The sequence below is a fragment of the Actinomyces massiliensis 4401292 genome (genome assembly GCF_000269805.1).
In the GTDB taxonomy this organism is placed as follows: domain Bacteria; phylum Actinomycetota; class Actinomycetes; order Actinomycetales; family Actinomycetaceae; genus Actinomyces; species Actinomyces massiliensis.
Genome location: NZ_JH711482.1, coordinates 540,933 through 558,786 on the forward strand (window position 1 = coordinate 540,933; position 17,854 = coordinate 558,786).

The window sequence follows — 17,854 nt, forward strand, 5'->3', positions numbered from 1 at the left end:
ACCGCATCCTCACCCTGCACGCCATGATCCGAAACGGCACCCTCTACAACCCCCAACCAGCCCAACCACTAACCACCACCGCTTGACACACCACATAGGGGCACCCCCCCGTCGCGCCAGCTGCTCGGCTCGTTCCTAATAGACCAAACGGCCATGCTGTCGAAGGTTTGGCAAGATGCATGGCAGCACCGCGTGGCTCACGGCCTGGGGGCCGAGCCTGGTCTACAGAAGTGGTCAGCGGTGTACAACGGACGCGCTCAAGCGAACCAGCGCCCGTCACAAAACTGGATGATATCGAGTGCGAACGTCTTTCGGGGCCACGAACCCACAGGGCGCACGTCAAGTAGCATGTGTCGAGGATGTTGGTCCGCTCTCAGCCGCATTTATAACATTGCAACGACGCCTGGGGGTCCGTGATCGAACTCGTTAACCCAGATGATGTCGCGGGTGTCAACCGCACGGACGATGTTCTCGATGGAGAGTTGCTCAGCGGAGAGTCCGCGATTATCGCAAAATCCGTCGAGAAGCGTCGCCGTGAGTTCGTCACTGTGTGCGCGTGCGCCCGGGCTGGGCTAAGGATTATGGGTGTTGAACCGATTCCCATCCTTCACTACAGCCAAGGCTGCCCGATTTGGCCAAGCGGATTTGTCGGCAGTATGGCGCACTGTCGCGATTTCCGTGCCGCCGCGGTAGCGCGATCCGCGAACTTCGAAGCAATTGGAATTTATGCCGAACCGCACGAACCTTTGACTAGCAGTCTCATTAATGCAATCGCCATGCCAACGGAAATCCACCTCCTCCCGTCGATCACCAAGATTGGAATAGCCTCGGAGAGGCTGTTGTATTGCACAAAGGAGGCTGTCTACAAACCTTGGCATCCCATCACCAAGCACTACCTAGATTTCACTGATGTCGCCATCAATCTCAATCCGAACAGAACCTTTACTGCGTCTGGGACGAACGACAGCGACGCCGGCTTACTCGCTCGGATGAGCGGAAGGCGGGCGGCATCGAAAGGTATAGTTCTCGCGAGCGTATTCGTCCTAGCCGACGACCATCACAGGCCGTAAACACCACTCATAGGAGGGCTCCACATCCCTTAACGTACTGACCAACACTCTCGCATACCCTACACCCGTTTAGTACCTAAGCCTTTCGGCGGCTTCTCGAGTAAAAAGACCTGGGGCGATCATGCGCCAGAATGCGTGCAGTCGGTCAAGTATATCGACGTAGTTCGAGTAAATGAGCGAAGACTGCTGCGAGCCGTTAACTCCCGCTGTGAGCGTCTGGGCAACTTCGGATGCACTCCAGCAACCCCGAATGTCACCCTCAGAGATTGCCCTATTGCTCAGTTCAGTCACAAAGTTGAGCCAATCATTGAAAGCTATTCGCTGTTCGTCGTCAAAGCCATGCCCTTCGGTGGTCATACGGACCGATGCGCGGATCAGTGGGTCGGATTGCAGCGCACGGCCGAAGGCAAAGCTCGCATCAATGAGCTGCTGCGCGGCCGGGACCTGATTGTCGAGTTCAAATCCGCTCACCATCTCGGTTTGCAAAACAACAATCGCCCTGCCTAAAGCAGCTTTTGACTCGAAGTGAAAATACATCGAACCCTTGGACACGCCGCTGGCAGCAAGAATGTCATCGATCGTCGAGCCCTCATAGCCCTTCGCCGAGAACGTCTCAGCTGCACCGCGCAAAAGGCGATCCCGCGTCTCGATAGCTCGTGCTTGCTGGGGGGAGGACATAGGTCAAGACTCCGTGATTCATCGAGCACCGAGCGGACCACACATCGGGCTAAGGCTTCAACTTTCGGGCTGTTGACTGGCCAGACCCACATTCACTCGTGTCGCGACGAGATGACGGCACCCCTGGCAGTGTCTAGATCTAAGGCTATCGCGGATGCCGCGGGAGCGACCTCTCCGCGACACGCCGTCACGAAGAGCGACAGCGCTGGCCGACACACGGAGGGCCGGCTTGACACCACCGCCCGGGCGGCGTCGGAGAGGCCGCGCCAACGAGCACCAGCTCCACACATGCTGGCTCCCGAGACCGGCATCGATGCCAGCCCGGTCGAGCCGGTGTCAACGGAGCAGGGGACCGAGGTGTTCCGCCACAGGGTCGCGCCGCGTGCCGACACAGCGGTCCAAAGCTGAGGCGCCCTACTCGGCGGCAAACCTGCAGGTGAACGGTGTAACCCAGTACCGCCGAACCAGCCGCTTCCGCCACTCCGGCAGCCGGACAGCCATCCCGGACTAGACACTAAACCGACTAGATGGTTTAGTATTGATAAAGGTTGGCACCTCACGGGTTGCCGTGAAGGTCCTGCCTGCCAGAGACGACCGTCGCGAAAGGACACCCGAGAGATGAGCACAACCGAGTTCGCTCAGCGCTACCTGGAGACGTGGACCGAGCCCCAGGCCGAGCGCCGACACGACAACGTGAGGAACACCTGGGCGCCGGACGGGCGGATGGTCGTGTCTTCGATCGGCGCGACCCTCGTTGGAGTCGAGCAGATCATCGAGCACATCGACCGTGTCCACGAGGACGTGATCGTCGGCAAGGGCGTCGCGTTCTCGTACACGCAGCAGGTCAACGCGGGAGACGCGACCCTGCTGAGCTCGGCAGTCACCGCCCCTGACGGCACCGTCATGGGCAAGGGCGCGGATGTGATCTTCCGCGACGGCGACGGACGTGTGACCGTCGCCTACATGTTCATGGGCCTCGAGTAGCACTTAGCCGATGCGCCCTGACGGTCAGAACCACTGCCAACCGTCATGGCGCGGACGTGAGGCAGCATCGCGCGAAACCTTGTGGAGGCCCGCGTTGCGGTATGCGGCGTCATCCGCGTACCACGCGGGAGTTCGTTTGGGACCCGCGGACAGAAACAGTCGGACCCTTTCCCATCGGGGGAACACGGGCAATCGGCAAGACGATATCCACCATCACGATGTCCGCCATCATCCAGGGGGCCGTACTCATCGGGGCCGTCCTCACCAGGTCGCTGCCCGTGAGCGCACCCCAGATCCTGATATGCCTGCCGCTCATCGTGCTGTCCGCCGTAGCCGCCGCTCCTCTAGGCTTCCTCATGGGCTCTATGACCCGAGGGCTCTACAGCGTGATGATCACCTACCTGGCAGCCCTGCCCCTTCTCCTCACGGGCGGCTCCTTCTTCCCCCTGGACTGGCTCCCCCGCTGGGCCCAGGCGATTCAGCTGGTCCTGCCCACGTACTGGGCGGGGCACCTGACCCGCTGGGCGCTGGCGGGCGACCCGGCCTGGGAGGTAGGCAGCGTCTTCGCACCGGCTCTGGCCGTGGGGATCCTCACGGTGTGGGCCGTTGGCGGACTCGTCGTGGTCCCCACGGTCATCCGCCGCTCCTTCCGCAGGGAGAGCATCGGTACCCTGTCCCGCATGCAGTCCGCCATCCGCTCGCAGTCGGGCCTGTAATGGCCGAGGAGAACGTCCACAACCGGATCGCGGTCCTACGCGCCGACCGCAGGGTCAGCCGCCGCGAACTCGCAGAGGCGCTGGGCGTCCATTATCAAACGGTGGGCTACCTGGAGCGCGGGGAGTACGCCCCATCCCTCCACCTGGCCCTGCGCATCGCCCGGTACTTCGACGTGCCTGTGGAATCGGTCTTCTCCTTGGAGGAGTTCCCCCGCCTCCGGTGAGATGGAAGTGAGCACTCCGCCCCAAAGGATCAATCCTCGCCGGACAGACGCCGTCTTCCGAGCGCGCACAGAACCTCTACCTCGAAGAACCGGGAGCGCGGTCAGAAGGATCACTCCTGCCGAGCCTCATGGGGGATCCAGCGGATGGCGAGAATGCCCAGAGAGCCGCAGATAATCGCGGCTACGGCACCGACGGCGTGAAAGCCGTTGAGGAACGCCGACTGGGCATGGTCGAAAGCAGCCGAGCCGACTCCCGAGGCTTCGACGACCTCCCCTATGCCGGTTTCCGTACCGTCATAGGTGGCACGGAATACAACAGTGAGGAGCGACCCGAGCAGTGCGATGCCCAGCGCGTTGCCGATTTCGTTGCTGGTCTCAGCAATCGCACCCGCCGCTCCGGCGCGCGATTCGGGCACAGCCCCCACGGCGGTATCAGCGACGAGGCTGAACGAGATGCCGAATCCAATACCGGCGACCACGGTCGACGTCATGTAGAAGATGGGGCCGGTAGCGGTACTGGTCAGGAGGAGCAGGAGCATACCCGCAGCCATGGAGAAGTGGCAGAGGATCAGCGCCGCGCGAGCACCCGCATATTCGACGAAATGAGGAGTGAACACGCTCGAGAGAGTGAGGACTATCGCTCCCGGGATCGCTAGTACCGCGGCATGCAGAACGGTGTATCCGAGGACGAACTGGAGATAAGTCATACTCAGATACGCCGCGGCCGACCACACGAAGAGTGAGAGAAGTCCGGTCAGGACAGCAACGGCAAATACGCGCTCTTCGAACAGGCGGACATCGAGCAGAGGATCCTCGAGCCTTTTCTGCCACACGAAGAATATGACCAGAATTATAATGCCGACCATCACGAGTGTGACATTGAGTCGATCAACGCCATAAGTCGCGGCATGCTTGACGCCGTAAATCGCAAGCAGAAGACCAGTCGCCGACAGGACGATACTGAGAATGTCTATTCGTCCCGGCCTCGAGCCATGGACCTCTTTGAGCAGAATCGGCGCGAGGCACAGGAACACGACGATGACGGGAACGTTGATGAGAAATACGGATCCCCACCAGAAGCGATTCAGCATCACCCCGCCGACAATCGGCCCGATGACGAATCCGGCGGAAAATGTTGCGGCGAAGACTCCAATCGCTCGCGCCCGCCGCACTGCGTCGGAAAATAATTCACTGATGACGGCGAGGCATGACGGAAGCAGAGTGGCGCCCCCGAGCCCCATGAGAGCGCGAGTGCCGATCAGAATTTCGGGGGAAGAGGCGAAAGCGCTGCATGTCGAGCCCACTCCGAATGCGGACGCTCCAATGAGAAGCAGCTTCTTTCGCCCAAACCGATCTCCGAGATTCCCGAAAGTAACCAGAAGGGAGCCGACCGTAAATCCGTAAATATCGAGAATCCACAGGCTCTGCTCCGTGGTCGGCTGGATCGCCTCATTAATGCTGGGCATTGCCAGGAAAAGGATTGAACCATCCATGGCAACGACGAGCACGGGCCCGAGCGTTGCGATGAGACCCAACCACGACTGGAGCGGGGCGCGCACCCTCGCATCCTCACTCATTGCCCTCACCCGCCCCTTGCTGGCCCTCGCCGATATTCATATCGCCCATGCTTCGCGGCGGCTCGGGAAGCCGGCAAGACCATAGTCATGTGTACTCGAGCCATGTGCACCCACGCCGGTGGACGCCTTCAGCGCGACCCTCCTTGGCACATGCACGCGCCCCGGCCCCCCATCAACCGGCATGCAGATGCGATGAGCCGTGGGATATGGCGACATCCGGAGGGATGCCCCGCATCCTCGGGTATACCCGCCAGGGACATCCAGGCGAGCCCATCGGCGGCGCATCCGCAGCTAGTCTGGAAAGCATGAGAGGCGAGACTCTGGGGACTTTCCTCAAGACCCGGCGCGACAAAACCGTTCCAGAGTCGATTGGTTTGGACCCTGGGAGCGCGCCAAGACGCGTACCCGGCCTACGGCGCGAGGAACTGGCCCGGCTGGCAGGAGTGAGCGTCGGTTACTACACGAGGATCGAGCAGGATCAGACGGGGACGGCATCGACGCAGGTCCTCAACGCGCTGGCATCGGTCATGCGTCTCGATGACGTCGAACGAACGCATCTTTACAACCTGGCTCATTCGAATTCTCCCTCACGAATGATCCGTGAAGCACCGGAGAAACCTCATCGCCGTGTCCTATCGCTTTTCGAATCATTGCACGAAGCCATCCCCGCCGTCATCCTAGGACGACGGGGCGACATCCTCGCCTGGAACCGATCTGGCCATGAGCTCCTGTTCGAGAATCTGCCGTTCGAGGCACCGACGGACATAGATCAACGCCCCTGCGTGCCACGGCTGTTCTTTCTCGATCCGCGCATGCGCGACCTCTACAGTAACTGGGAAGAATTGGCGCGCATTCACGTTGCTTATCTTCGACTCACCTCGGGACGTTATCCGAATGACGCCCATCTTGCCGACCTCATCGGAGATCTGTCGACGAAAAGCGATGATTTCGTGAGTCTCTGGGAAGAAGGAGACGTCGCCGATTGCACGGTGGGTAGGATGCTTCTGTCCCACCCGATGCTAGGCCCTTTGGACGTGGACTATCAGGTGTGGCTGCAACCGGAATCGCCAGATCATCGCCTTGAGGTTTACACACCGAACAACTCCGCTACGCGAGATGCACTCGCCTTCTTCCCGATGGTTTCGATTCCTCACGCTCCCCTGCACACGACCAGAGAGCCATGCCCGCCGGACGAGGGGCATCGTGAGAAACCGTGAGAGGCACAGCGGCCGGCAAGCGAGCAGTGCCCGCAGAGCGACGCGCCCGCTGGCGCGGGCCCGGGTCGTTACAGCAGATCTGCGGCCAGGTCGAGCGGGGTGCCGAAGCGGTGGCTGGTGACCGCCACCGCCTGCTCGCGCAGGAAGACCAGCATCTCGGTATGCGGGCAGGCCGTCACGGCACCCGTGTAAAGGGCGATGTCGGGGCTGCCATTGGTCAGACGACTCGCCTCTCGCCACCGGGATTCAGCCGTCTCCTCCCGCGGCCCCAGGACGCGCACGCGCAGCCCGAGTGCCTCAGAAGCCGCCAGGTCCGCCAGTCGCGCACTCCACACGCCCGGCGCCTCAACCTCCACATCGACATCGGCTGCGGCCAGCGCATCCGCGAGTTCAGCGGGAAGCTCGTCGGCCACGGACAGACTCACGTAAGCGCCCGCCAGCACGCCGGCAGCCGCAACGCGCACCAGGTCGGCGGGATGGGTGCCGCCGGCCGCCCGCACGACAACGGGCGTGGGCCGGTAGCGCAGCACATTGCGCTCGCAGGCAAGCCCAGTGACATCTCGAGCCACGCCGTACTCCGCGCTCCAGGCCTCGGCGTCGGCCACAAGTGCACGGCGAAGCCGCGCCATATCCTGGCGGTCCAGGTGCGTGCGCACGGCGTCGTAGAGCTTGGAAACGCGCGTGTCCAAGGTTGTCGCCAAGTCGTGGCGGCCCTGATATGCGGCCTCGTGGTCCTGGCCGGCAGCCGGCACGACCTCGCCCAGGCCGAGCAGGTAGGAGGGCCCACCGGCCTTGGTCGTGGAGCCGATGGCCGAGCGCTTCCACCCGCCGAAGGGCTGACGACGCACGATCGCACCGGTGATGCCGCGATTGACGTAGAGGTTCCCGGCCTCAACGGCCTCCAACCAGACGGCGAGCTCATCGGCGTCAAGGGTGTGCAGCCCCGAGGTCAGTCCGTAATCGACAGCGTTGACGGCGTCGATGGCCTCCTGGAGGGTATCCACCCGCATGACGCCCAGGACCGGGGCGAAGTACTCGGTGAGATGGAACTCGCTGCCCGGCACAACACCGACACGGATACCGGGCCGCCACAGTCCGTCTCCCAGGTCCCGCGGAGCCAGCACCCAGTGCTCGTCGGCCCCCAGCGCGGTCAGTCCCCTCAGCGCCTTCTCGTCGTCGGGCACGACGACCGGTCCTACCTGGGAATCGAGATGCTCGGGACCACGGACTCGCAGGGAAGCGGTGGCGTCCACGAGCTGGCGGGCGATGCGCTCCGAGGCGCCTGCCGATCCGACCAGAATGAGCAGAGAGCTCGCCGAGCACTTCTGCCCGGCGTGAGCGAAGGCGGAGGCAACCACATCGCGCACCGCAAGATCCGGATCAGCCGAAGGGGTGACTATCAGGGCGTTCTTTCCGCTGGTCTCCCCCAGCAGGCGCATATTCGGCTTCCAGGAGCGGAAGAGCCGTGCAGTGTCGTAGGAGCCGGTGAGTACCACGCGATCCACCAGCTCATGCGTCACCAGGTGACGCGAGACATCGCCGTCGTCCAACGGGGCGAGGACCACAAGATCCTCCGGCAGACCCGCATCGTGAAAGGCGCGCACGAGTTCGGCGGCACAGCGCTTGGCGGGCGGCGCCGGTTTGAGAATGACGGCGCTGCCAGCGGCCAGGGCCGCCGCCACTCCCCCGGTGGGGATCGCCAGCGGGAAGTTCCACGGCGAGGCGACCACGGTCAGGCCGGCCGGCACGAAGCGGGCGCCGGCCATGTGGGCCGGATCGTGCAGGAGCAGAGAGGTCTCGGCATAGTGGCGGCAGAAGTCGATGGCCTCGCTGACTTCGGGGTCGGACCGGTCGATGGTCTTGCCGGTTTCCGAGGCGGCGACCTCAATGAGCTCCCCGCGGCGGGCGGCCAGGACATCTCCGACCCGGTTCAGCATGGCCGCGCGCTCGGCAGGGTCACGGCGCTGCCAGGCCGTCGCAGCGGCGGCTGTCGCCTTCACGACGGCGTCGACCTGCGCGACGGAGACCATGCGGGCGGCGATCGCCTCGACCCGGGCCGCACCTCGAACAGAGGTCGGCACGGCAGCGGCGATGTCGCGGGCCCATCGCCGGTTGGCGGACAAGGACGGGTCCGAGTCCGGAGTCGAGACGAAGGGACTCCGGATACCGTCGCCGGACACGGCGGTGGCAGTGGGAAGACCCGCCTCGCGCTCGGCGAGGCGATCCTGGAGCCGATTGGGAGCCGGCACGGAGGCGTCGGGATCGAGATCGGCCAAGGCCGCCAGGAAGCGCCCTTCCTCGCGAGCGAAGACGGTCGCATCCGAGGCCAGGTCGAACACCCCGGACATGAAGTTGTCCGGAGCGGCATTCTCCTCAAGACGGCGTACGAGATAGGAGATGGCGACGTCGAACTCGTCCGGGTCGACCACGGGCACGTACAGCAGAAGATGACCGGTGTCGTGACGCACCACCTCCTGCAGTCCGGTCGCCATGCCCGCCAGCATCTCGAACTCGACGTCGTCCGCGACGCCGCGAGCGGCCCGCAGCTCATAGGCGAAGGCGATGTCGAACAGGTTCTGACCCGCCACACCGAGGCGGATGGCACGGGCGCGCTCAGGGGTCATGGCCCAGCTCAGAATGCGCTTGTAGTTGGTGTCTGTGGCCTGCTTGGTCGGCCACGTGGTCAGCTCCCAGCCGTGGATCTGGGCGTCGACCCTCTCCATGGACAGGTTGGCCCCCTTGACCACCCGCACCTTGATGCGAGAACCACCGGAGTCCACACGAGCAGTCGCCCATTCCTGAAGACGCTCCATGGCGGCCAGGGAGTCGGGCAGGTAGGCCTGCAGCACAATGCCCGCCTCGTAGTCGGTCAGATCCTCCTGGTCGAGGATGGCGGTGAATACCGCAATGGTCAGGTCGAGGTCCTTGTAGTCCTCCATGTCGAGGTTGAGGAAGGTGCCGTGATCACGGGCCAAGCGGTACAGAGGCGAGAGCACGTCCACACCGTGGGCGACGACCTCATCGAAGCCCCACGGATTGTGCGGACCGGTCACCGCAGAGACCTTGACGGAGACGTAGTCGACGTCCTCACGGGCCACCAGCCGGGAGACCTCCGCCAGGCGCTGCGCGGCCTCCTTGTCCCCCAGAACGGCCTCGCCCAGAAGATTGACGTTGAGTCGATTGCCACCGGAGCGCAAGCGAGCCAGAGCGGGCCCCAGCCCTCGATCGGTCGCATCGACGACGAGGTCGCCGACGATCTCGCGGAAAACACGACGCGCCACGGTGGTCGCCGTACGAGGGGCCAAACGGGCGGCCCTGCCTCCCAGGCCCATGGCTGCGGCCAGGGAGGGCGGCAGGAAGTCGGTACGCCCAGCAGCCAGCCGCGTCAGGGCATGGCTGGCGACGTCGAGGTCGGCGGGCCGCACGACATCATCGACGAAGCGAGTGGTGAAGCTCAGGCCGTCCGGGTCCGACAGGATTCGCGCCAGAAGCCTCGCAGTGCGGGGAACGGGCTGGGACGTCGACTCCTCGGTCCAGCGGCGCGCGCGTGCGATCGCCCTCTCGCCGATCTCCCACAGTTCCTCGGGGCAACGGCGCTCGGCGTCGTTGGACACAGGGTGATCGACGGTGGTGGACATCGGTGATGCTCCTGGCTCGGCGGGGTACGGAATGCCCTCTAAGTGTGCCTTATCCCACCACCTCTGCGGGCGGAAAGTCCCGAGTCCAGAAGATGATCACGCATGCGGGCATCTCCGAGGCGAGGGCGGCGACGTGTGACATGTAGGGACGCCCAGGCGAGAAGCCCAGTTCAGAAAACCGATTCAGAAGCCGAGTTTGGTCAAGGCCTTGGGATCGGACTGCCAGTCCTTGGCGGTCCGCACATGCAGATCGAGGTAGACCTTCCTTCCCAGGAGTTTCTCAATCTCTTTGCGGGCCATCATGCCGATCTCCTTGAGACGAGATCCTCCCCGGCCGATCATGATGGCCTTCTGGGAGTCGCGCTCGACGACGAGGCTCACGCGCACCTGGAGTCGCCCGCCCTCGCCTTTGACACGCGCCCCAGTGGTATCCGTGGTCGGGTCGAGGATCTCATCGACGACGACCGCCAAAGAGTGGGGCAGTTCGTCGCGCACGCCTTCCAGGGCGGCCTCGCGCACGAGTTCGCCGATCATCATGGCCTGCGGCTCATCGGTGATCTCGCCAGTGGGGTACAGCGGCGGGGAGAACGGCAGGTGGGAGACGAGCACATCGGTCAGAACATCGATCTGCTGGCCGCGTCTGGCCGAGACGGGGACGATATCGGCCCATTCGCCGAGTTGATCGACAGCCAGCAGCTGAGCCGCCAGGGCCTCCTTGGACACGGTATCGGCCTTGGTCACCACAGCGACGACGGGCGTGCGCGCTTCGGCCAGGTCACGGGTGATGAAGCGGTCGCCCGGGCCGATCTTCTCGTCGGCCGGGATGCAGAAGGCGATGACATCGACACCTGCCAGGGTCTCGCGCACCAGGTCGTTGAGACGTTTACCGAGAAGAGTCCGGGGACGGTGAAGGCCGGGGGTGTCGACCAGGACCAGTTGGGAATCGCTGCGGTGAACGACACCGCGCACATTGTGGCGGGTCGTCTGAGGCCGGCCAGAGGTGATGGCGACCTTGGTACCGACCAGGGCGTTGGTCAGCGTCGACTTCCCGGCATTGGGGCGTCCCACCAGGCAGGCGAAGCCCGCCCGAAAATCCTCGGGCGTCTCGGGAACGATGATCTCGACGCGCGCAGAGGCGGGTGAAGAGGCGTCGAAGTCCTCGTCGTTGTCCTCAAGAGCGTTAGGGCCGTCCATGAGCTCGGCATCACTTGGGAAGCGAGCCGGTGGGAAGTCCCCCTCAATGGCGCTATCCGCACTATTAGCACTGACAGCACTGTCAGCCCTGACGGGGCTGACAGGACTGCCGACACCACTCGCGCCATCGGCGGCGCCGATCTGCTCGCTCGTTGAATCACTCATCGGTTGTATCTTCTCCCAGGACCGTGTTCAGCGCCAGCAATCGGAAAACTGGGCGGAATAGGCCGGGAGGCCGGGAAAGCCCGTAAGACCCGGAATGCATTACGTGGTGGCGGCCCCGGTTCTCGGGTCGTATAGGGGTCTATCAGAGAGCGCCCGCTGGGCGGATATCAGGCGCGGGCGCCGATGAGATCGGGCCCGGGAGTGCGACTGACGATGAGAGTGGCGACCTGGCGTCGTCTGCCGACGGCTTCCTCGGCGGTCAGGTCCACCCCCTGAGCGCTGCCATGAGCCCCGGGGAGGGGGACGCGGCCGATGGCTTTGGTGAGCAGACCGCCCGCCGTATCGACGTCATCGTCATCGATCTCCAAACCGAACAGCTCGCCGAGCTCATCAAGGCCCAGACGCGCGGGGACGCGATAGCGCCCCTGGCCCAGCTCCTCGACTTCGGGCTCGGCATGGTCGTGCTCGTCGGTGAGTTCGCCGACGACCTCCTCCAGGAGGTCCTCCATGGTGACCAGTCCGGCGGTGCCGCCGTACTCGTCAACTGCGAGCACCATGTGGACGCGGCCGGTCTGCATGTCGCGCAGCAGGTCGTCAGCGGGCTTGGTCTCAGGGATCCAGACGGCCTCGCGGGCGAAGGAGGACACCGGGCGGGTCTCATGCTCAGGGCGGTCGGACAAACGCCGCAGGACGTCCTTGAGGTAGAGGATGCCGCGGACATCATCGGCGTCCTCCCCCACGACGGGCACGCGCGAATAACCGGAGCGCACGAACAGGCGCATGGCGGCGGAGGCGGGTTTGTCGGCGTCGATGGTGACCATGTCGGTGCGGGGCACCATGACCTCGCGCACGAGGGTCTGGCCGAGCTCGACGACGCTGCGCATCATCTCGCGGTCCTCGTCCTCAATGGTCTCGGCCTCGCCGATCTCGTCGATCATCTCGCGCAAGTCCTCGGTGACCTCGGCGCGGGCCTCAGCATCGGTCAGGGCGGCCGAGCGCCCGTAGCGGGAGTCGATCCATCGCCACGGGGCGCCGAGGGCGTCGACCTTGAGGAGCACGCCGGCCAGGACCAGCAGGGTGCCATCGGGGTGACGACGCCCGACTGAACGCGGGGAGAAGCCGACCACCAGGCCGAGCAGAACAATATTGAGCACGACGGCCACGACCAGCACCTGCCACCACCGGTCCAGCAGACCGGAGGCGGCCAGGGTCAGCAGGACTGCGGCGAGCATATTGACGGCGACGCGGATCGGAGCGACAGAGCCCAAGACCTGGCCCCGTTTCTCGGCCAATGCCAAGACCCGACCGGCACCGCGTCGCTGATCTTGAACGAGGTCCTCGGCGGCGGCGCGGGTCATGCGCATCAGCGCCGTCTCTCCGGCCGTCAGCACAGCGCCGAATGCCAGGACGATAATGGCCAGGACGATCAGGAGGGCAACGGGCGTGCCGCTCACTGGCCCCGCTCCGCGAGGAAGGTCAGCAGCAGGGTGCGCTGAAGGTCGAACATCTCCTTCTTCTCCTGCGGTTCGGCATGGTCGTAGCCCAGAAGGTGGAGGATGCCGTGGGTGGTCAGCAGGAGCATCTCCTCGACAGCGGAGTGGCCCGCCTCAATGGCCTGCTTGGCGGCGACCTGCGGGCACAGCACGATGTCGCCCAAGGTTCCTGCCGGCGTCTCGCTCTCGGCGGTGCCGGGCCGCAGCTCATCCATGGGGAAGCTCATGACGTCAGTGGGACCGGGCAGTTTGAGCCAGCGCATGTGGAGTTCGGCCATGGGCTCGGGGTCGACGAACAGGATGTTCAACTCGGCCAGAGGATTGACATGCAGAGCGCGCAGAACGTGATCGGCAAGCGCGGAGAACTCGGTGCCATCAATGGCGGTCTGAGTCTCATTGACGACCTCGGTACTCACGGGCGGTTCCTCTCGCGGAATTCTGAAGGGGTGCGGCCGCGGCGGTTGCGGCGGTTGTCGTGATTGTCACGATTGTCGCGCGCGCGGTCATGGTCATGGCCGGGGGCAGGCGCAGCCCGCTCAGCGGCCGCCTGGGCCTCGTAGCGGGAGTATGCCTCGACAATGCGCCCCACGAGGCGGTGGCGCACGACATCGGCGGAGCCGAGCTCGCAGAAGGCGATGCCGTCGACGCCGTCGAGGATGCGGCGCACGACGAGCAAGCCGGAAGGCCGCTGCCCGGGCAAGTCGATCTGGGAGACGTCACCGGTGACGACCATCTTGGAGCCGAAACCGAGGCGGGTGAGGAACATCTTCATCTGCTCGGGGCTGGTGTTCTGAGCCTCGTCCAGGATGACGAAGGCGTCGTTGAGGGTGCGCCCGCGCATGTAGGCCAGGGGCGCCACCTCGATGGTGCCGGCGGCCATGAGGCGGGGCAGGGCCTCGGGCTCGAGCATGTCGTGAAGGGCGTCGTAGAGGGGCCGCAGGTAGGGGTCGATCTTGTCAGTCAGACTCCCCGGCAGGAAGCCGAGGTTCTCCCCCGCTTCGACGGCGGGCCGGGTGAGGATGATGCGGGAGACCTGCTTGCGCGCCAGGGCGTCCACGGCCTTGGCCATGGCCAGATAGGTCTTGCCGGTGCCGGCCGGGCCGATGCCGAAGGTGATGGTGGATTCCTCGATGGCGTCGGTGTAGGTCTTCTGGCCGAGGGATTTGGGGCGGACGGAACGGCCATGAGCGGTCAGGACGTCGTCGGCCAGGACCTCGGCCGGACGGGCGGCGACGTCCAGCAGACTGATGGCGCGCTCGACGGCATCCGCGGTCAGGGGCGTGCCCGCACGAGCGACGTCGATGAGCTCGGACAGGAGCAGGACGACGACATCGACCCGGGATTCCTCGCCGGTGATGGTGATGGTCGTACTGCGCACATGAACATCGACGTCCGGAAATCCCTTCTCAATGGCGCGCAGGACCTCATCGCGAGCCCCCAGAAGGGCAACCGGAGGCAGATCCGGCGGCAGGACCAGACTGCGGGTCGAGCCGGGCGAAGCGGCGGCGCCGAGGGCGGAACTGGCCGCGGAACCGGGTGCACGGGATCTGGATGCGGAGCCGCTCGCGGCAGTGCCGCGGCCCAAAGGCGGCTCGGCAGGTGAAGCGGAGGAGACGTCTGTCATCGTGCCCCGATCGTACTGTGCCCGCTAAGCGGACACAGTACGGAGGCCGGCGCGAAGGCGCAGAGCGGGGTGGGGCCGGCGGAACCGCGGCCGGCGAAGGGCTGCTCGAGGATCGGGCAAGACGAACCCAAAGACATACTTAAAATAGAAGTGTTAATATGATTCAATAATTCACGCCTTCCAGCCGTGAAAATTGAAGGAGCGCCTGATGAACGGGATTCCATCTGAGCCAAAAGGCTACAGGCTGGTGACCTGGAAGAAAGAACCACCTGATTCGCGTTCGAAAACCAAGGGCGCCACTCTTTATATAATAGCATTCCTTGTTTGCGCAGTACTGGCAATTGTCGAGTTCGTCGCTCTAGTTCAAGCAGTAATATTCATTTCATCTGGACATGACGATACGGTTTTCGTCTTCATCGCCGGCGCGCTGGTGGCACTGGGAATGACGTTCATCGCGAAGAGCGTCTCGATAGTTTTCGGAACGATCACTAGTTCGGCGAAAAAATAAGCATCGCAAGGGTGCCGACGACGAGGAGGGCGAGGCCAGAGAGGTAGCGCTTGGTGACGGATTCGCGAAGCACAACGATCGAGAAGACGACCGTGACCAAGATGCTCAACTTGTCGATGGGGACCACCACGCTGGCGGGGCCGTCCTGCAAGGCACGGTAATAGCAGAGCCAGGAGGCACAGGTCGCCGCGCCCGAAGCGAGCACATAACCGAGTTCCCCTCTTGGCACGCTGCGCACCTCATGCAGCTTCCCGGTCACCGCAACCATGACCCAGGCCATCACCAGCACCACCGCGGTGCGAATCGCCGTACCCAGGTTCGACTCCACACCGGTAATGCCGGCCTTGCCGAGGATCGCCGTCAGAGCCGCGAAGAAAGCCGATCCCAGGGCGTACAGCAGCCAACTGCCGCCGGCTCGGACGGCCCGAGGAAATTGGCGGACATCGTCAGCATCGAGCATCGCATACGTGCCCACAGTGATGAGCCCTATGCCGAGCACACCGATCACGCTGACGCTCTCCCCCAGGAGCAGTAGCGCCATGACAACGGTCATCACCGTGCTCAGCTTGTCGATGGGCACCACTTTGCTCACATCGCCCAGCTGCAGAGCCTTGAAGTAGCACAGCCAGGAAGCTCCCGTCGCCAATCCGGAGAGCAGCAGGAGCACAGTGCTGCGGACATCGATATGGCCAAGCTCCGCCTGTGAGCCGACGATGAAGACCATCCCCCAGGCCCCCGCCAGCACCACGAAGGTTCGCAGGGCCGTGGCCACAGTGGAGTCCGTCGTACGGATCCCTTCCTTGGCCAGGACAGCCGTGACACCGGCGAAGAGCGCCGACCCGCAAGCGAAGATGATCCACATAAGGCAACCCTAACCAGGGTCGGCCGACCGCGACAGGCCGGAGACGCCGTCCGCTCCCGCGTCAGCACACCCCGTCTGAGCACACCCGAGTACACCCATGCCGTTCGTTCGCATTCCCTAAGATCCCCTAGACCCCCTACCCCCTTTGACGGGAAGGAACGCGGACGAACGGCATTCGGGAGCGTCGAGCGGCCTCTGCCCTACCGGGTCTTGCGCGGCATGGTGGAGGCGGCCACAGCCAGGGCCACCATGCCGAAGCACAGCAGGTAGGCCAGGTTCCGGAAGAAGTCGCCCGACGGCTCGGCATTCATGGCCAGCTCGCCGACCGCATCCACCGCCCAGCTCATGGGCAGCACATCACCCACAGCCTCCAGAGCACGGGGCATCTGGTCCCTGGCCACGAGCAGCCCGCACAGGAAGAGCTGGGGCGCGATGACCACCGGCATGAATTGGACGGCCTGGAACTCGGTGCGGGCGAAGGCCGAGGCGAACAGCCCCAGGGCAACGCCCACGAACGCATCGACCAGGGCGGTCAGCATCACCCACCCCCAGGAGGCGGATATCTCCACGTCCAGCCCCCAGGCCGCCACCGAGCACAGGATGAGCGATTGGACCACGGCCGTGGCGGCGAAGGCGGTGGCGTAGCCGAACAGGAGGTCGGCCCGGCGAATCGGCGTGGTCCACAGCCGCTCCAGGGTGCCGCCGCTGCGCTCGCGCAGCATGGCAACGCTGGTCACCAGGAACATGACCGCCATCGGCAGGACCGCCATCATCGTCACCGCCACGTGGTCGAACAGAGCGCTGGCGCCGGGGTAGTCGCGGTAGACGAAGTAGAGCAGGGTCAGCAGCACCGCGGGCACGCCGGCGATCAGACCGACGGTGCGGCGGTCGGCGCGCAGCTGGGCGAGGATGCGGCGGGTAGTGGCGAGGTAGGTGCGCGGGCGCATCAGTCCTGCCCCTCCTGGGTCGAGCGGGCGATAACGGCGAGGAAAGCGGAGTCCACGGTCTCGGCCCCCGTGCTCTTCAGGAGGTCATCGGCGGTCGTGGAGGCCAGCAGGCGCCCCTCGCGCATGAGCAGGACGCGATCGCAGCGGAAGGCCTCATCCATGACGTGGCTGGAGACCAGCAGGGTGGTCCCTTTCTGCGCCAGGGCGTGGAAGGTGGTCCACAGCTCCTCACGGGTGACCGGGTCCAGGCCGACTGTCGGCTCATCCATGATGAGCAGGTCCGGGTCGGCAACGAGCGCGCAGGCCAGGCTCACGCGGTTGGCCTCGCCCCCGGAGTAGGTGGACACGCGCCGGTCGGCAAGTTCCGCCAGCCCGACGACGTCGAGCACCTCCTGGATGTCGCGGGCGCGGCGGCCGGCCAAGGATGCGAAGTAGCGCAGGTTCTGCCGGGCGGTGAGATCGGTGTAGACGGCCTGCCCCTGGGTGACATAGCCGACCCGCCCGCGCACCGGGGAGGCGCCGGGGGCGTGCCCGAGTACCTTGAGGTGTCCGCGGTAGCGCTGGACGCCCACGATGGTGCGCATGAGCGTGGTCTTCCCGCAGCCCGAGGGCCCCAGCAGCCCGGTGATGGTGCCCGGCTCCAGGTTCAGGTCCAGACCGTGGAGGATCTCCTTCCCGCCACGGCTGACCCGCAGGTCCGAGGCCGCCACGACCGGCCGCTTCTTCCCGCTGCCGTCCCGCGATCCAGCGGGACTGTTCGGCTGATCCGTACGCCCCGGATTCCGAGACGCATCCTCTTCTCGGTTTTTCACCATGTGATGAATATAGGCTCGGCACCACCCCGTGTCCAGAGGGTGTTCCGTGCGGCTCGCATAACGGCCACGTCACCGGGTGAGCAGGGGACAGCGATACGACGGCGGAGGGTCAAGCGTCACCGCCAACCCGACAGCAGGTGAG

Annotated in this window: 16 protein-coding genes; 6 read left to right on the plus strand and 10 right to left on the minus strand. The window is 64.7% G+C overall.

All coding sequences use genetic code 11. The features are described from left to right. Positions 1 to 413 precede the first annotated feature (413 nt). Entirely contained in the window at positions 414 to 1,070 is a 657-nt protein-coding gene (locus W5W_RS16175; RefSeq protein WP_154650328.1) for a 4'-phosphopantetheinyl transferase family protein, read from the plus strand. A gap of 69 nt (positions 1,071 to 1,139) precedes the next feature. Here the strand turns inward: W5W_RS16175 and W5W_RS15290 are convergent, their stop codons facing one another. Next, positions 1,140 to 1,748, minus strand: a complete 609-nt coding sequence (locus tag W5W_RS15290) for a TetR/AcrR family transcriptional regulator (RefSeq protein WP_017195394.1) — start codon at positions 1,746 to 1,748, stop codon at positions 1,140 to 1,142. Between the two features lie 618 nt (positions 1,749 to 2,366). On the opposite strand from W5W_RS15290, the gene W5W_RS0110775 reads away from it, so the two are divergent. The 3 genes from W5W_RS0110775 to W5W_RS0110785 all read left to right on the plus strand — a co-directional run bounded on the left by W5W_RS0110775 (position 2,367) and on the right by W5W_RS0110785 (position 3,672). After that, positions 2,367 to 2,732, plus strand: a complete 366-nt coding sequence (locus W5W_RS0110775) for a hypothetical protein (RefSeq protein ID WP_017195396.1) — start codon at positions 2,367 to 2,369, stop codon at positions 2,730 to 2,732. 101 nt (positions 2,733 to 2,833) lie between these two features. Continuing rightward, entirely contained in the window at positions 2,834 to 3,448 is a 615-nt protein-coding gene (locus tag W5W_RS14950) for an ABC transporter permease (RefSeq protein ID WP_274517142.1), read from the plus strand. Beyond that, a complete protein-coding gene (locus W5W_RS0110785; RefSeq protein WP_017195398.1) occupies positions 3,448 to 3,672 on the plus strand; it encodes a helix-turn-helix transcriptional regulator in 225 nt (74 codons plus the stop codon). Before W5W_RS14950 ends, W5W_RS0110785 begins: the two co-directional genes overlap by 1 nt. A 110-nt stretch (positions 3,673 to 3,782) precedes the next feature. Here the strand turns inward: W5W_RS0110785 and W5W_RS0110790 are convergent, their stop codons facing one another. Further along, positions 3,783 to 5,231 (minus strand): MFS transporter, encoded by a 1,449-nt coding sequence (locus W5W_RS0110790; protein ID WP_238533331.1) that lies wholly within the window; start codon positions 5,229 to 5,231, stop codon positions 3,783 to 3,785. 323 nt (positions 5,232 to 5,554) lie between these two features. Between W5W_RS0110790 and W5W_RS15770 the strand changes: the two genes are divergently transcribed. After that, a complete protein-coding gene (locus tag W5W_RS15770; protein ID WP_081486245.1) occupies positions 5,555 to 6,466 on the plus strand; it encodes a helix-turn-helix transcriptional regulator in 912 nt (303 codons plus the stop codon). A 68-nt stretch (positions 6,467 to 6,534) separates the two neighbouring features. On the opposite strand, the gene W5W_RS0110805 is transcribed toward W5W_RS15770, so the two are convergent. The 5 genes from W5W_RS0110805 to W5W_RS0110825 all read right to left on the minus strand — a co-directional run bounded on the left by W5W_RS0110805 (position 6,535) and on the right by W5W_RS0110825 (position 14,580). After that, positions 6,535 to 10,104: a proline dehydrogenase family protein gene (locus W5W_RS0110805; RefSeq protein ID WP_017195402.1), complete on the minus strand. Its 3,570-nt coding sequence runs from the start codon at positions 10,102 to 10,104 to the stop codon at positions 6,535 to 6,537. A gap of 183 nt (positions 10,105 to 10,287) precedes the next feature. Continuing rightward, positions 10,288 to 11,463, minus strand: coding sequence for a GTPase Era (gene era / locus W5W_RS0110810; protein ID WP_034498915.1), 1,176 nt, complete (start codon positions 11,461 to 11,463; stop codon positions 10,288 to 10,290). 167 nt (positions 11,464 to 11,630) lie between these two features. Then, a complete protein-coding gene (locus W5W_RS0110815) occupies positions 11,631 to 12,917 on the minus strand; it encodes a hemolysin family protein (protein WP_008732758.1) in 1,287 nt (428 codons plus the stop codon). Further along, positions 12,914 to 13,372, minus strand: coding sequence for an rRNA maturation RNase YbeY (ybeY, locus tag W5W_RS0110820; RefSeq protein WP_008732735.1), 459 nt, complete (start codon positions 13,370 to 13,372; stop codon positions 12,914 to 12,916). The genes W5W_RS0110815 and ybeY overlap by 4 nt, the downstream gene beginning before the upstream one ends. Continuing rightward, positions 13,369 to 14,580, minus strand: a complete 1,212-nt coding sequence (locus tag W5W_RS0110825) for a PhoH family protein (protein WP_029574265.1) — start codon at positions 14,578 to 14,580, stop codon at positions 13,369 to 13,371. The genes ybeY and W5W_RS0110825 overlap by 4 nt, the downstream gene beginning before the upstream one ends. A 208-nt stretch (positions 14,581 to 14,788) precedes the next feature. Between W5W_RS0110825 and W5W_RS16180 the strand changes: the two genes are divergently transcribed. Beyond that, complete coding sequence (locus W5W_RS16180; protein ID WP_008732795.1) at positions 14,789 to 15,088, plus strand: hypothetical protein; 300 nt, start codon at positions 14,789 to 14,791, stop codon at positions 15,086 to 15,088. Here the strand turns inward: W5W_RS16180 and W5W_RS0110830 are convergent. The 3 genes from W5W_RS0110830 to W5W_RS0110840 all read right to left on the minus strand — a co-directional run bounded on the left by W5W_RS0110830 (position 15,069) and on the right by W5W_RS0110840 (position 17,607). Beyond that, positions 15,069 to 15,950 (minus strand): EamA family transporter, encoded by an 882-nt coding sequence (locus W5W_RS0110830; protein WP_008732743.1) that lies wholly within the window; start codon positions 15,948 to 15,950, stop codon positions 15,069 to 15,071. The two genes, W5W_RS16180 and W5W_RS0110830, sit on opposite strands and share 20 nt — an antisense overlap. Before the next feature lie 200 nt (positions 15,951 to 16,150). Further along, positions 16,151 to 16,897, minus strand: coding sequence for an ABC transporter permease (locus W5W_RS0110835; RefSeq protein WP_008732685.1), 747 nt, complete (start codon positions 16,895 to 16,897; stop codon positions 16,151 to 16,153). After that, the gene (locus tag W5W_RS0110840) at positions 16,897 to 17,607 is read right to left on the minus strand and encodes an ABC transporter ATP-binding protein (RefSeq protein ID WP_008732726.1); all 711 of its coding nucleotides are present in this window, start codon (positions 17,605 to 17,607) and stop codon (positions 16,897 to 16,899) included. The genes W5W_RS0110835 and W5W_RS0110840 overlap by 1 nt, the downstream gene beginning before the upstream one ends. Between the last annotated feature and the right edge of the window lie 247 nt (positions 17,608 to 17,854).

Excerpts from the sequence above, each read along its gene's own strand:
- W5W_RS0110835 (WP_008732685.1), bottom strand. The coding sequence starts at position 16,897 with ATGCGCCCGCGCACCTACCTCGCCACTACCCGCCGCATCCTCGCCCAG.
- era (WP_034498915.1), bottom strand. The coding sequence starts at position 11,463 with ATGAGTGATTCAACGAGCGAGCAGATCGGCGCCGCCGATGGCGCGAGT.
- W5W_RS15290 (WP_017195394.1), bottom strand. The coding sequence starts at position 1,748 with ATGTCCTCCCCCCAGCAAGCACGAGCTATCGAGACGCGGGATCGCCTT.
- W5W_RS0110805 (WP_017195402.1), bottom strand. The coding sequence starts at position 10,104 with ATGTCCACCACCGTCGATCACCCTGTGTCCAACGACGCCGAGCGCCGT.
- W5W_RS15770 (WP_081486245.1), top strand. The coding sequence starts at position 5,555 with ATGAGAGGCGAGACTCTGGGGACTTTCCTCAAGACCCGGCGCGACAAA.
- W5W_RS14950 (WP_274517142.1), top strand. The coding sequence starts at position 2,834 with ATGCGGCGTCATCCGCGTACCACGCGGGAGTTCGTTTGGGACCCGCGG.
- W5W_RS0110825 (WP_029574265.1), bottom strand. The coding sequence starts at position 14,580 with ATGACAGACGTCTCCTCCGCTTCACCTGCCGAGCCGCCTTTGGGCCGC.
- W5W_RS0110830 (WP_008732743.1), bottom strand. The coding sequence starts at position 15,950 with ATGTGGATCATCTTCGCTTGCGGGTCGGCGCTCTTCGCCGGTGTCACG.
- W5W_RS0110785 (WP_017195398.1), top strand. The coding sequence starts at position 3,448 with ATGGCCGAGGAGAACGTCCACAACCGGATCGCGGTCCTACGCGCCGAC.
- W5W_RS16180 (WP_008732795.1), top strand. The coding sequence starts at position 14,789 with ATGAACGGGATTCCATCTGAGCCAAAAGGCTACAGGCTGGTGACCTGG.
- W5W_RS0110775 (WP_017195396.1), top strand. The coding sequence starts at position 2,367 with ATGAGCACAACCGAGTTCGCTCAGCGCTACCTGGAGACGTGGACCGAG.